The 13,824-nt window shown below is 61.1% G+C and carries 14 protein-coding genes; 7 read left to right on the top strand and 7 right to left on the bottom strand.

All coding sequences use genetic code 11. The features are described 5' to 3' along the window. Positions 1-114: 114 nt before the first annotated feature. From J3Q04_RS18540 to J3Q04_RS18525, 4 genes are read right to left on the bottom strand one after another with little or no spacing between them, the layout of a single operon-like run. A complete protein-coding gene (locus J3Q04_RS18540) occupies positions 115-1,158 on the bottom strand; it encodes an AbrB family transcriptional regulator (protein ID WP_434562808.1) in 1,044 nt (347 codons plus the stop codon). Then, positions 1,151-2,665 carry a tripartite tricarboxylate transporter permease gene (locus tag J3Q04_RS18535; protein WP_420766717.1) on the bottom strand — a complete coding sequence of 505 codons (1,515 nt, stop codon included), beginning with the start codon at positions 2,663-2,665 and terminating at the stop codon, positions 1,151-1,153. Before J3Q04_RS18535 ends, J3Q04_RS18540 begins: the two co-directional genes overlap by 8 nt. 1 nt (position 2,666) lies before the next feature. Next, positions 2,667-3,128, bottom strand: coding sequence for a tripartite tricarboxylate transporter TctB family protein (locus J3Q04_RS18530; protein ID WP_434562810.1), 462 nt, complete (start codon positions 3,126-3,128; stop codon positions 2,667-2,669). Between the two features lie 54 nt (positions 3,129-3,182). Beyond that, the gene (locus tag J3Q04_RS18525; RefSeq protein ID WP_434610092.1) at positions 3,183-4,175 is read right to left on the bottom strand and encodes a Bug family tripartite tricarboxylate transporter substrate binding protein; all 993 of its coding nucleotides are present in this window, start codon (positions 4,173-4,175) and stop codon (positions 3,183-3,185) included. Between the two features lie 420 nt (positions 4,176-4,595). On the opposite strand from J3Q04_RS18525, the gene J3Q04_RS18520 reads away from it, so the two are divergent. After that, a complete protein-coding gene (locus J3Q04_RS18520; protein WP_420766714.1) occupies positions 4,596-5,267 on the top strand; it encodes a response regulator in 672 nt (223 codons plus the stop codon). Next, positions 5,260-6,645, top strand: a complete 1,386-nt coding sequence (locus J3Q04_RS18515) for a sensor histidine kinase (protein WP_420766713.1) — start codon at positions 5,260-5,262, stop codon at positions 6,643-6,645. Before J3Q04_RS18520 ends, J3Q04_RS18515 begins: the two co-directional genes overlap by 8 nt. 58 nt (positions 6,646-6,703) lie before the next feature. On the opposite strand, the gene J3Q04_RS18510 is transcribed toward J3Q04_RS18515, so the two are convergent. Continuing rightward, the gene (locus J3Q04_RS18510; RefSeq protein WP_420766712.1) at positions 6,704-7,525 is read right to left on the bottom strand and encodes an HDOD domain-containing protein; all 822 of its coding nucleotides are present in this window, start codon (positions 7,523-7,525) and stop codon (positions 6,704-6,706) included. Positions 7,526-7,560: 35 nt separating this feature from the next. Further along, complete coding sequence (locus J3Q04_RS18505) at positions 7,561-8,502, bottom strand: YgfZ/GcvT domain-containing protein (RefSeq protein WP_434610095.1); 942 nt, start codon at positions 8,500-8,502, stop codon at positions 7,561-7,563. 149 nt (positions 8,503-8,651) lie between these two features. On the opposite strand from J3Q04_RS18505, the gene J3Q04_RS18500 reads away from it, so the two are divergent. Then, the gene (locus J3Q04_RS18500; RefSeq protein ID WP_003184348.1) at positions 8,652-8,906 is read left to right on the top strand and encodes a succinate dehydrogenase assembly factor 2; all 255 of its coding nucleotides are present in this window, start codon (positions 8,652-8,654) and stop codon (positions 8,904-8,906) included. After that, positions 8,890-9,342, top strand: coding sequence for a protein YgfX (locus J3Q04_RS18495; protein WP_434610097.1), 453 nt, complete (start codon positions 8,890-8,892; stop codon positions 9,340-9,342). The genes J3Q04_RS18500 and J3Q04_RS18495 overlap by 17 nt, the downstream gene beginning before the upstream one ends. Here J3Q04_RS18495 and nadB read toward each other — a convergent pair. After that, complete coding sequence (gene nadB / locus J3Q04_RS18490; RefSeq protein ID WP_434610099.1) at positions 9,311-10,927, bottom strand: L-aspartate oxidase; 1,617 nt, start codon at positions 10,925-10,927, stop codon at positions 9,311-9,313. The two genes, J3Q04_RS18495 and nadB, sit on opposite strands and share 32 nt — an antisense overlap. Before the next feature lie 557 nt (positions 10,928-11,484). Between nadB and rpoE the strand changes: the two genes are divergently transcribed. The 3 genes from rpoE to J3Q04_RS18475 are packed head-to-tail and all read left to right on the top strand — an operon-like array spanning position 11,485 to position 13,640. Beyond that, on the top strand, positions 11,485-12,066 hold the full coding sequence (gene rpoE, locus J3Q04_RS18485; protein WP_003172477.1) for an RNA polymerase sigma factor RpoE: 582 nt from the start codon (positions 11,485-11,487) through the stop codon (positions 12,064-12,066). A gap of 30 nt (positions 12,067-12,096) precedes the next feature. Further along, entirely contained in the window at positions 12,097-12,684 is a 588-nt protein-coding gene (locus J3Q04_RS18480; RefSeq protein ID WP_039593313.1) for a sigma-E factor negative regulatory protein, read from the top strand. Positions 12,685-12,692: 8 nt separating this feature from the next. Beyond that, entirely contained in the window at positions 12,693-13,640 is a 948-nt protein-coding gene (locus J3Q04_RS18475) for a MucB/RseB C-terminal domain-containing protein (protein WP_420766708.1), read from the top strand. The last annotated feature ends 184 nt before the right edge of the window (positions 13,641-13,824 follow it).

Genomic DNA, 13,824 nt, shown 5'->3' with positions numbered 1-13,824 from the left:
GCGGGCCCCATCGCGAGCAGGCTCGCTTCTACAAAGGTTTTGTGGTGGGACGCCAAATGGATACTCGCCGCAGACTCCCGTGGGAGCGAGCCTGCTCGCGATGAGGCAACTCGGTTACAAGCTTGAACCTGTCTTGCGCATCCAATACCTGAACAACGGCTCCGCCAGGAACAGCACGAACAGCAGCCGCATCACCTGCAACGCCGTGACCAACGGCACCGACAATTGCAACGTCTCCGCCGTCAGGCTCATCTCCGCGATGCCACCGGGCATCATGCCCAGGGTCAGCGAACGCAAATCCAGGTGAGTCAAGGTGCTCAGGCCCAGGGCCGCGAGCGTGGCGATCAGCATCGTCAATACCGTGCCAACCAATGTACGCCCCATGAACGACGGTGCCCGGCGGAAGAACTGCCGGTTGAAATGACAGCCCAGGCCGCTGCCGATCAGCCATTGGCCGATCTGGCTACCGCCGTCGGGCAGGCCGATGTGCAAATCCCAGCCGATGCTCACCGCCGCGCTGACCAACAGCGGACCGAACAGCCATGGGTTGGGCTGGCGCAGGCGCTCCCAGATCCAGGCGAGCAGTGCGCCGGCCGGGAACAGGATCGCCAGCCACATCCAGTCCACTGTCGTGGCGTGTTGCAGTGGGGTGCCTTCGCCCAGCAGGTACTTGAAGGCGGCGGGAACGCACAGCACCACCACCAGCACGCGTAGGCTCTGGCCCGCGGCGACATGGCTGAGCATCGCGCCGTTGCGGGCGCCGAGGTTGACCATCTCGCCGGAACCGCCTGGCATGCTGGAAAAGAAAGCGGTGGCGCGGTCCTCGCCGGTGCGGCGCATCAGCCACACGCTCACCACGCTGGACACGCTGGTGATCAGCGCGCCGAAGAAAATCAGGCCGAAGTGGCTCAGAACTTGCTCCATCACCACTGGCGTAAAGTGCAGGCCGATACCGATGCCCACCACCCATTGGCCGCATTTGCGGCCGCCGGGGATTTCCATCAATTGCCACGGCGTGAGGCAGCGCACCAGGATGATCGCCAACAGCGAGCCGACCATCCAGGGCAAGGGCCAGCCGATCAGGCTGGCCAGATAACCGCCGGCCAGACCGACCAGCGGTGTTCCCCACCATTGTCTGAAAGTTGTCGTCTCAGGCATTGGCCAGGGCACGACGCTGGGCACTGCGGCGACGCCAGATGCGCAGCAGCGGCAGGAACAACATGATTGCGGTCAGGACCCAGCAACCGAAGGTGATCGGGCTCGACCAGAGGATTTCCAGCGCGCCGTTGGAGATCGACAACGCACGACGCAGGTTCTGCTCCATCAGGCCGCCAAGGATGAAGCCCAGCAGGACTGGCGACAGCGGGAACTCAAGCTTGCGCAGGATATAGCCGAAGATACCGATGCCGATCATCAGGAACAGGTCGAACGTGGTGGCGTGTACCGCATAGACACCGATCCCGGTGATGATTGCGATGACCGGCACCAGCGCCCAGTTCGGCACCGCCAGGATGCGCGTAAACACGCGGATCATAGGGATGTTGAGGATCACCAGCATGACGTTGGCGATGAACAACGAGGCGATCAGGCCCCAGACGATGTCCGGTTGCTGTTGGAACAGCAGCGGGCCGGGGGTGATGTTGTACAGCGACAGCGCGCCGATCATGACCGCCGTGGTGCCCGAGCCGGGAACGCCGAGGGTCAGCATAGGCACGAGGGCGCCGCAGGCTGCGCCACCGATGGCGGTTTCCGGCGCCGCGAGCCCACGCTTGTCGCCCTGGCCGAACGTACCGGTGGCACCGGCCATGCGTTTTTCAGTCATATAGGCTACGGCACTGGCCAAGGTCGCGCCGGCACCTGGCAATACGCCCATGATGAAACCGAGCACGCCACAGCGCATGTTCACCCAGAACACCGAGGCAGCTTCCTTGACGTTGAACATCATCCGCCCGGTGGCTTTCACAGCTTCCTGGCCGCGATGGGTTTTTTCCAGCAGCAACAGAATCTCGCTGATGGAGAACAGGCCCAGCACCAGCACGACGAACTGGATGCCATCGGTCAAGTGAATGTTGTCACCGGTGAAGCGGTAGACGCCGCTGTTGGCGTCGATGCCGACGCACGACAGGAACAGGCCGATCAGCGCCGCGATGAACGTCTTGAGCGGTCGATCACCGGCCATGCCGCCCAGGCAGACGATGGCGAACACCATCAGTACGAAGTATTCCGCCGGTCCGAAGGCAATTGCCCATTTGGCCAGCAAGGGAGCAAACAGCACCATGCCGCAGGTGGCAATGAGCGCGCCGAGGAACGAACTCCACGCCGACAGTGACAAAGCGACCCCGGCCAGGCCTTGGCGAGCCATTGGGTAGCCGTCCAGCGTGGTCATTACAGTGGACGCTTCGCCCGGGATGTTGAGCAGAATCGAGCTGATACGCCCGCCGTATTCGCAGCCCAGGTAAACGGCCGCCAACAGGATCAACGCCGACTCCGGCGGCAGGCCCAGGGCGAAGGCGATCGGGATCAGCAGCGCCACGCCGTTGATCGGGCCCAGGCCCGGCAGCAGCCCTACGACGGTGCCGATCAAGGTGCCGCTCAACGCGGTGACGAGGTTGTAGGGAGTCAATGCAACGCCAAAACCCTGGCCGAGATAATTCAGGGTATCCATATCAATTCTCCAGGACGTCGAGCAGGCCCAGGGGCAGCGGCACGTCCATCAGCTTGTCGAACAACAGATAAAGACCAATGGCCATCAGGCTGATGATCACTACGCTCGGTACCCAGCGGCCGCCGTACAGGCGCGCCATCGGCACGCCGGTGACAATGCTGGCGAGGATGAAGCCCAGGGGTTCGAAAGTTCCGGCGAAGACCAACAGCAGCAAAACGCAGATGCCGATTTTCTGCAGGGTTTCACGGTCCAGTTGCGGGTCGTCTTCGCTGTGCACCACGGGGGTAGGACGAAACAGCATGTACAGCAGCGCCAGCCCCATCAGCCCGATTATCAGCAGGGGAAAGGCGCGCGGGCCGACCGGTTCATAGGAAAAGGCGGCCTGATAAGGCCAGGCCATCAGCGCCAGGCCGATACAGGCCAGCAGCAGCACCGCGGCAACAATACGTTGGATGACGAGCATGACTAACTCCTGGGCGGCGCCGGTTGTGCCGACGCCGCCGCGAGACAGGGGCGATTACTGGATCAGGCCGAACTCTTTGGCCAGCATCTTGTAGTCGGCCACTTGCTTCTTCACGTAGGTGTCCAGCTCCGGACCGGTCATGGCGAACGGGAACAGTTCGCGCTGGTCACGCAGCTTGGCGAACTCTTCGGAGGCCAGCAGTTTGTCGAAGGCGTTTTTCCACCAGGCGTATTCCTCATCGGTGACCTTCGGGCCCAGGTAGAAGCCACGTACCACCGGCCAGCGGATGTCGTAGCCTTGTTCCACGGCGGTCGGGATGTCTTTCATTTCCGGCTCTTCCAGGCGCTTATCGGAGAATACGGCCAGCAGACGCATGTCGCCGCTCAGGATGTGTGGCATGGAGTCGGAGATGTCCGTACTGCCCACCTGGATATGACCGCCGAGCAGAGCGGTAGCGATTTCGCCGCCGCCTTCAAGGGCCACGTAGCGCAGTTTGCGCGGGTCGATACCGGCAGCCTTGGCAATCAAAGCGGTCTGCATCCAATCCTGGCTACCGACGGTGCCGCCAGAGCCGATCACCACCGAGCCAGGATCTTTCTTCAGAGCCTGTACCAGATCGTCGAGATTCTTGTAGGGCGAATTGCTTTTCACCGCGATGGCGCCATAGCTGGTGCCGACGGCAGCGAGCCAGCGCACATTGGTTTCATCGAAACGGCCGAACTTGCCTTGCGCCAGGTTCAGCAACGAGCCGCTGGACCAGGCCACCAGCGTGCCGGCGTCTGCCGGGCGCTGCGCAACCACTGCGTTGTAGGCCACCGCGCCGACACCGCCGGGCATGTAGGTGACGCGCATCGGCTTGGTCAGCAGCTTTTCATTGACCAGTGCGCTTTGCGCCAATTTGCAGGTCAGGTCGAAACCACCGCCGGGTGCGGCGGGGGCGATGCACTCAGGGCGCTTCGGCTCTTTGGACGAATCAGCGGCGAGCGTTTGCCCGGCGAGCATCAGGCATCCGACGGCAAGGGCTACTTTACGCAGTGCTAGGTTCATTTTTGTCTCCACAGGAGTTGTTGTTTTGTGTTTCAAATCAGGCTTCGCAGAACATGTACGGTGCAGACCCCTGAACGCGTTTCAAAGACGCAGCAGTTCGGTCTGCGCAGAGGCACAGGCAAGGGTAGTCTGGTTGGGGCAGCAAAGGCGGGTGGGCATTGAAGCCTGGAGCTGTATGGACAGCATGGTGAATACTCCGCTTATTGTTTTTATTCGGCGAAAACGCTTCGTGGCGTTTTTCGTTCGCGAGGTGTGTCGCGACCGGCAGTCGAAACTGTCCGTGGAGCGACTCTAACGACCCAACCTTTCGCTAACCTTTCAAAAGCTTTCAGGATGATTTTTGGCTTCACAGTGGCGGATGCGGCTGTAAACTCCGCGCCAAAGAATGGCGCCGGCCATCCCTGAATCGAGGAAAAACCCATGCGTGTTCTGCTCGTCGAAGACCATCTGCAGCTGGCCGAAAGTGTCGCCCAGGCGCTCAAGAGCACGGGTTTGACAGTGGACGTGCTGCACGATGGGGTGGCCGCTGACCTGGCCCTGAGCAGCGAGGAATACGCCGTGGCGATTCTAGATGTGGGGCTGCCGCGCATGGACGGTTTCGAAGTGCTGGCGCGCTTGCGGGCGCGGGGCAAGACCTTGCCGGTGCTGATGTTGACCGCGCGCAGCGACGTCAAGGACCGCGTCCACGGCCTGAACCTCGGCGCCGATGATTACCTGGCCAAGCCATTCGAACTGACCGAGCTGGAAGCCCGGGTCAAGGCGTTGCTGCGCCGTAGCGTACTCGGGGGCGAGCGCCAGCAGCGCTGCGGTGGGTTGGTCTACGACCTGGACACCCGCCGCTTTACCCTTGATGAGGAACTGATGACCTTGACCTCCCGCGAGCAGGCGGTCCTGGAGGCGTTGATAGCTCGACCGGGGCGGGTGATGAGCAAGGAACAACTGGCCGCCCAGGTGTTTGGCCTGGACGAAGAGGCCAGCCCCGACGCCATCGAGATCTACGTTCATCGGCTGCGTAAGAAACTCGATGGCCATGCGGTGGCGATCGTGACGTTCCGGGGCCTGGGCTATTTGCTGGAAACCCGTGATGCATAAGCCCGACAGCCTGCGCTGGCGGCTCCTTCGCAACCTTGCATCGCTGCTGGTGGTGCTGATGCTCGCCAGTGGGCTGAGTGCCTATTGGAATGGTCGCGAAGCGGCCGATACTGCCTATGACCGGACGTTGCTGGCTTCGGCCCGGACCATTGCCGCCGGGCTTTCCCAGCGAGACGGCACCCTGAGTGCGGACGTGCCGTACGTGGCCTTGGACACCTTCGCCTATGACAGCGCCGGGCGTATCTACTATCAGGTCAACGATATCCACCAGAAGCTGATCTCCGGGTACGAAAATCTTCCTGGCCCGCCGCCGGGTACGCCGCGCACGGACGATTACCCCGCGCTGGCGCGCTTCTATAACGCCTCTTATCAGGGCCAGAATGTGCGCGTCGTAAGCCTGCTCAAGGCCGTGAGCGAGCCGGAGATGAACGGCATGGCGGAAATCCGCGTGGCGGAAACCGAAGAGGCGCGGGTCAGCATGGCGCGCAGCTTGATGGCCGATACCTTGCTGCGGTTGGGCATGCTGGCGGTGGGTGCGCTGCTTTTGGTGTGGTTCGCGGTCAGTGCCGCGCTGCGTCCCCTGGAACGCTTGCGCACGGCGGTGGAAGAGCGGCAGCCAGACGATCTGCGACCGCTGCCGCTGGTGGAAGTCCAACATGAGTTATGGCCGCTGGTACGGGCACTCAATCACTTCACCGAGCGCCTGCGCGGCCAATTCGAGCGTCAGGCGCAATTCATTGCCGACGCCGCCCATGAGCTGCGAACGCCATTGGCCGCCCTCAAGGCTCGCCTGGAGCTGGGCCTGCGCGCCAGCGAACCGGCCACGTGGCGCCAAACCCTGGAGACCGCCGCCCAGGGCACCGACCGCTTGACCCACCTGGCCAACCAGTTGCTGTCATTGGCCCGGGTGGAAAATGGCGCCCGGGCGATTGCCGAGGGCGGCGCGCAATTGCTCGACCTGAGCCAGCTCGCCCGTGAGCTGGGCATGGCCATGGCACCTTTGGCCCATGCCCGTGGGGTCGCGTTGGCGCTGGAGGCCGATGAGCCCGTCTGGTTGCGGGGCGAACCGACGTTGCTGAACGAACTGTTGAGCAACCTGGTGGACAACGCCCTGGCCCACACCCCCTCGGGTGGCAACGTCATCCTGCGGGTGATCGCGCCGGCGATCCTGGAAGTCGAGGACGACGGCCCCGGCATTCCTGAGACTGAGCGCGAGCGAGTATTCGAGCGCTTCTATCGACGCAACCAGCAAGTGGCCGGTTCTGGCTTGGGATTGGCGATCGTCGGGGAAATCTGTCGCGCGCATCTGGCCCAGATCACCCTGCATGACGGGCAGGAGAGTGGGCTGAAGGTGCGGGTGAGTTTTATCCCCGGCTAAGCCAGGCAATGCAAAACCCGTGGAAAGGGAGCAAAGTCCCTCGCCACAACGGGCTTTGTCAGTAAAACATCGACCGCGCTTCTTCCAGATCCGCGCAGCGGTCGTGGTTGTCCAGGTCAATGCCCAGCTTCTTGATCGCGGGGACGCCAAATACGTCGATTCTGCTCAGCGGATGGTCGGAGTCCTTGTAGCAGTACAGTGCGGCGACTTGCACCAGGTCGACGTAATCGAGTTGTTCCGAATCCCGGGTGAAATCCAGATACAACCCCGGCAACCTCATCAATCGTTCCGGAAACTCCCAGACGCTGAGCAGCTTGTCCCCCAACACGGGATGAATCGTCTCGATGACGTGGTTGAGGCTGATTGGATCCGACAGCAATTCGTTGTTGTCTTCGGCGTACGTCAGGATCGGCAGCACGCCGATCTGATGGACCAATCCGCCCAGCGCGGCCTGGTCAGGCTTGAGGTGGGTATAGCTGCGACATAGCGCATAACTGACACCGGCGATCTCCAGGCTCTTGCGCCACACCTCACGCATCTTCTGTTCCACGACATCGGAGCGGGCATGGAATATCTGCTCCATGACCAGGCCAATCGCCAGGTTACTGCTGTAGTTGACGCCCAGCCGAGTGATGGCCGTGTGCAAGTCCGTCACTTCCTGCGTGGCGCGTAGCAGCGGGCTGTTGACCACTTTTATCAGGCGCGCCGAGAGTGCCGTGTCACGACCGATCACTTTGCTCAGGTTACTGACACTGATCTCCGGATCTTCCGCGGCCCGGCGAATCTGCATGGCCACTTCCGGTAGTGTGGGCAGGACCAGGTCGTCCTTATCGATGGCCGCCACCAAATCCCGCTGGACCTTATCCGCCAAATCGCTCATTTCGGTTCTCTAGGTGTTGCGACAAAATGTTGCGATCAACGCTGGATTTCGCGGTCGCGGTCCAGTTCGTAAGGCAAGTCCAGCAATTGTAGCGCGGGTCCTTCCAAAGCACCGAGGTGCAAATTGCCATCCTCGGCGGCTTCGGCCTGCAACACTCCCAGCAGCTCAATATTCTGCTCGGCCCGGGCAGCAATGACGACCTCGCCGATCGAGCTGCCATGCGTAGGGGAAAACAGCGGGGTGCCAGGCTCCGGCAACTCGGTGGCGTCCAGTTGCAGGCGATACAGGCGACGCTTGAGCTTGCCGAGGTACTGCATGCGCGCGACGATTTCCTGGCCGGTATAGCAGCCTTTCTTGAAGCTGACACCGCCAACGGCCTGCAGGTTGAGCATCTGAGGAATGAACAGTTCGCGTGTGGCCGCCATGACTTGGCCGATTCCCGCACGAACCTGGCCCAGCAGCCAGCGGTTCAAGTCGCCTTCGCCCAGTTGCGAGCCCAGGCGAGCGCGCAGCGTATCGGCCTGTTCGGCGCGGACCCAGAGTTCGGCGCGGCCCGGGGATACGCGGATGGCGATCAAGGATTCATGGCGTGCCATGCTATCGGTGTCGGCCGGCAGCTCCAGGCCCAGTTCGCTGAGGGCGGCGTCAGCGTTTTCCAGTCCGAAGCGAACCCAGGCCGGGCTTTCATCGGTGAGTTTGGATTTGGAAAACACCGCGTATTTTTTCAGGTCCGCCAGTTGCGGTTCGAGTAACTCGCTGGCCATCGCCATGAGTACGCCGTCGCCCTCGAGCAGGATCCGGAAGCTTGATTGCATCCGGCCTTTCTGTGTGCAGCGGGCGCCGAGGCTGGCCCGGCTGTCGCTCAGGTAATTGAGATTGCAGGTCAATTGGCCTTGCAGGAATTTACCGGCATCCACGCCGCGGACCGCGAGAATGCCTTCGTGGGACAGGGTGCAGAAAAAAGCGGAATCAGCCATGGGTCATCGCAGGGTAAAAAAGTCTGGTGGACATCATAAGGGGGCGCCCTTGAAATGGGTAGTTGCCAAAGGATCGTCGACGGCCGACAAAGCCGTGTGTTCCGCCACGGCCGGGCCTGTATACTTGCGCCCTATTTGAGGAGCGCTCCATGGTCGAAGATGTTGAACTGAATCGCCTCTACTGGCACAGCCGCCGCGGCATGCTTGAGCTTGACGTGTTGCTGGTGCCTTTCGTGAAGGAGGTCTACCCCCACCTCAATGAGGTTGACCGTGCATGCTACGTCCGCCTGCTGGAATGTGAGGACCAGGACATGTTCGGCTGGTTCATGGAACGCAGTGAGTCCGAAGATCCGGAGTTGCAGCGCATGGTCCGGATGATCCTGGACCGTGTCCAACCCAAGTAATCGCTTCGAATGCCGCTGGCGCGCCTCCGGGCAGTTGTTGGCGGCCTATCTGCTGGCGCAGCTGTTCGCCCTTGGCTCGTTGTTGCTATTGGCCGTCCCACCCGGGTTCGCAGCCGTCGGCATCATACTGTGCCTGGGCCATGGCGCCTGGGTACTGCCGCGACACCTGCTGCTGACCCATCGACAGGCGTTTCGCGGCTTGCGTCGCGATGCCGGTGGCTGGCAGCTATGGAGCTCCGACGGCGGCTGGCAATCGGTGCAGTTGCGGCCCGATAGCCTCGCATTGCCGATAATCGTCGTGTTGCGCTTTCGGCTCCAGGGCGAGCGGCGGGTCCGCTCGCTGTGTGTGCCCCGTGATGCGCTGGCGCCGGATGTGCACCGACGCCTGCGAGTGCGGCTCAGGTTCAGCCGGCGTAGGTGGGCGGCACCAGGATAGTATCCAATGGCTCGGGCAACAGGTCCGGGTAATCGAGGGTGTAATGCAGCCCTCGACTTTCCTTGCGTTCCATCGCCGAGCGAATCATCAATTCGGCCACTTGCGCGAGGTTGCGCAGTTCGATCAGGTCCCGGCTGACCTTGTAGTTACTGTAGAACTCATCGATCTCATCGAGGAGCAGTCGTACCCGATGCTGGGCCCGTTGCAAGCGTTTGTTGGTGCGCACGATCCCAACGTAGTCCCACATGAAGCGCCGCAGTTCGTCCCAGTTGTGGGCGATGATGACGTCTTCATCCGAGTCGGTGACCTGGCTGGCATCCCACGAGGGCAGGGCGGCAGGTATGTCGATGCGCGGCAATTGCTCAAGGATGTCGGCCGCTGCCGAGCGGGCGTAGACAAAACATTCCAGCAGCGAATTGCTGGCCATGCGATTGGCGCCGTGCAGCCCGGTAAAACTGGTTTCGCCAATGGCATACAGGCCGGGGACGTCGGTGCGACCGAACTGATCGACCATGACCCCGCCGCAGGTGTAATGCGCCGCCGGCACCACCGGGATAGGCTGCTTGGTGATGTCGATGGAAAATTCTAGGCAGCGTTCGTAGACCGTCGGGAAATGACTCTTGATGAACGCTTCGGGCTTGTGGCTGATATCCAGGTAAACGCAGTCGATGCCCAGGCGCTTCATCTCATGGTCGATGGCTCGGGCAACGATGTCCCGTGGGGCCAGTTCGGCGCGGGGATCGAAGCGCTGCATGAAGCGTTCCCCGTTGGGCAGCTTCAGGTGCGCGCCTTCGCCGCGCAGGGCCTCGGTCACCAAAAAACTCTTGGCGAGCGGGTGATATAAACAAGTCGGGTGGAACTGGTTGAACTCCAGGTTCGCCACCCGGCAACCGGAACGCCAGGCCATGGCAATGCCGTCACCGCAGGCGCCGTCCGGGTTGCTGGTGTAGAGGTAGACCTTGGCCGCGCCACCGGAGGCCAGGATCACGAAGCGCGCGCCGTAGGTGTCGACTTCGCCCGTGCCACGGTTGAGCACATAGGCGCCCAGGCAGCGATCACCGTTCAGACCCAGGCGTTTTTCGGTAATCAGATCGATCGCGACCCGTTGCTCCAGCAACTCGATGTTCGGCCGTTGCCTGGCCTGGGCCAGGAGCGTCTTGAAAATCGCCGCGCCGGTCGCATCGGCGGCATGGATGATCCGCCGATGGCTATGGCCGCCCTCGCGGGTCAGGTGAAATTCAAAGCCGCCATCTTCGGTGCCGGACTGCTCATCGCGGGAGAATGGCACGCCTTGGTCGATCAGCCATTGGATGGCCTCCCTGCTGTGCTCGACGGTAAAGCGCACCGCATCCTGATTGCACAGCCCGCCGCCAGCGTTGAGTGTGTCGTCGACGTGGGATTGGATCGTGTCGGCGTCATCCAGCACGGCCGCGACGCCGCCCTGGGCCCAGAACGTCGAGCCGTTGGCCAGGTCGCCCTTGCTCAGCACGGCGATGCGCAGATGCGCGGGCAAAGTCAACGCCAGGCTCAATCCGGCGGCACCGCTGCCGATTACCAGAACATCATGTTGGAACTGTTGGCTCATTCGAATGATTTCCGCTCAAAGCGACCCGTGAGGGGTTGGCGCCGGACATCCGTTTGACGGGTCGGGCAGCCTTGCAGCCCACTAGTATATAGAGGGGGGGATCGGCACAATAGCCGGGCAATCATGGCGATGTGAAACCAGCGTGACGGAAAAACAACACGCTTCGTCGGATCAGGGTTTTCTTGAAATGGCGACAACGCGACGTTTTCGCGGACAGAACGTTGTTTATCTCGTCACGGTTGCCAGATTTTCGTTTCGAAGAGCTGAAAATAACGGGAACTTTTGCCAAGCGCCTACGTTCAATAGACGGTTGTCTGCAAAAGGGAACAGCGTCGGGTTGGTTAAGGACTTCGATTCAAGTCCTCGTCCGACAGGCCCGGCGACAGATTATTCGCGCAGCCGGGGAATCTCGTGCTGCGTTTTTCGTGCGTGCCGGATCAGAGCGCGCCGGAAACTTGCTTGGAAGGGGGAGAACTTTTGCGAAAAGCCCGAGTCTATGTTTGCAAGCCCGGTCGATTAGTAGTGCAACCCTCCTTCGAGCTTATCGAGGAGTGTTCATGCTAACCCAGGAAGAGGATCAGCAGCTGGTCGAACGCGTTCAGCGCGGCGACAAGCGAGCTTTCGATCTGCTAGTGCTGAAATACCAGCACAAAATTCTCGGGTTGATCGTGCGTTTCGTGCACGACACCCATGAAGCCCAGGATGTTGCCCAGGAAGCCTTCATCAAGGCCTACCGCGCACTTGGAAATTTCCGCGGGGATAGCGCGTTTTACACGTGGCTTTACCGCATCGCCATTAACACGGCGAAAAACTATCTGGTTTCACGCGGCCGCCGGCCGCCGGATAGTGATGTGAGTTCCGAAGATGCTGAGTTCTACGATGGCGATCATGGCCTCAAGGACCTCGAATCTCCGGAGCGTGCATTACTGCGGGATGAGATCGAAGGCACCGTCCATCGAACCATCCAGCAATTGCCTGAAGATTTGCGTACGGCTTTAACTTTACGTGAATTCGACGGTCTGAGTTACGAGGACATTGCGAGCGTCATGCAATGTCCGGTGGGTACCGTGCGCTCCCGGATCTTCCGCGCTCGGGAGGCCATCGATAAAGCCCTGCAACCGTTGTTGCAGGAAAACTGAGACAGCGGCGACAGCCAAGAGAGGAACGCCATGAGTCGTGAAGCCCTGCAGGAATCGCTGTCCGCAGTGATGGATAACGAAGCGGACGAATTGGAATTACGTCGGGTATTGAATGCCTTCGACGATGTTGAAACCCGTGAGACCTGGGCGCGCTATCAGATCGCCCGGGCTGTCATGCACAAGGACCTGCTGCTTCCGCGTCTGGATATCGCTGCGGCAGTGTCTGCTGCGCTGGCTGATGAAGCCGTACCGGCAAAAGCCTCCCGCGGTCCATGGCGTAGCCTGGGTCGCCTGGCTGTAGCTGCTTCGGTCACCGTAGCGGTACTGGCCGGTGTGCGGTTGTACAACCAGGACGAGATCGCTGGCGTTCAAATGGCGCAGCAATCTAACCAGCCAAGCCTGGCAACGCCACAGGTCAAAGGTCCTGCGGTGCTGGCCGGCTACAGTGAAGGTTCGGAAGCTGCTGGCCCGATGAACAATGGTGTCCTGCAAGGACAACCAGGCTGGCACGATCAACGCCTGCCTAACTACCTGCGCCAGCATGCCCAACAGGCTGCATTGAAGGGCACTGAAAGCGCGCTGCCCTACGCTCGCGCGGCCAGTCTGGAAAACCGTTAAGGAGGACCATGCGCGCCATACCTCTTTTATCGCTTCTGCTCGGTGGCTGGTGCGTGATTCCAGCCCATGCCGGCGAGGCTCAAGACTGGCTTAATCGTCTGAGTCAAGCCGAGCAACAGCAAAGCTTCCAGGGCACTTTCGTTTACGAGCGTAACGGTAGTTTTTCTACCCATAACATCTGGCATCGCGTCCAGGATGGCAAAATCCGCGAGCGGTTGCTCCAGCTCGACGGTTCGGCACAGGAGGTCATGCGCATTGATGGACGTACTCAATGCGTCAGTGGCACCTTGATCGCCGGGCTGGGAAATACGCCAGATGGCACTGCACGTGCGCTCGATCCGCAAAAACTCAAGAATTGGTATGACCTTGCCGTGATCGGCAAGTCGCGTGTGGCTGGGCGACAAGCTGTCATTGTGGCCCTGACCCCGAAGGACCAGCATCGCTACGGGTTCGAGTTGCATCTGGACAAGGAAACCGGGCTGCCGCTCAAATCCCTGCTGCTCAACGACAAGGGACAGTTGCTCGAACGCTTTCAATTCACCCGCCTGAACATCACCTCACCTTCGGACGCTGACCTGCAGGCCAGTGCCGAATGCACGGCTGTGGCGCAGGATCCGAACAAGGCGACGGCAGTGAAGACCGCGTGGCGTTCGGACTGGCTTCCGCCGGGCTTTGAATTGACCAGCAGTGTTGCGCGAAATGACCCAGACACCAAAGTACAGGTCAGCAGCCTCATGTACGACGATGGCCTGGCTCGGTTCTCGGTGTTTCTGGAGCCGTTGAACGGCGCCACGGCTACCGATACCCGAACTCAGCTAGGTCCGACCGCCGCCGTATCCCGCCGTCTGACCACGCCGCAAGGTGAAATGATGGTCACGGTGGTAGGTGAGATACCTATCGGGACGGCGGAACGGATCGCGCTTTCCATGCGCTCCGACGTCGCGGCAGCCAAGTAGCCATTGCGCAAGTGGCTCGATTGCGCGGCAGGCCGTTAACGCCAAGGCTTGATCGAATTGCTGAAACTTCCTGTCAGCATTTTCATTTGCAAAAAATCGATTTTTTTTCTATTAGGTCAGAGCCGCTCGGCTCTGGCCTTGTCTGTTTGCGGAACGAAAATACCGGCGTATCGTTCTCCGGTGT

Source organism: Pseudomonas sp. D4-21, from assembly GCF_051132125.1.
In the GTDB taxonomy this organism is placed as follows: Bacteria; Pseudomonadota; Gammaproteobacteria; order Pseudomonadales; family Pseudomonadaceae; genus Aquipseudomonas.
Note: the sequence above shows the minus strand (reverse complement) of the source record. Positions and strands in the feature narration are given on the sequence as shown.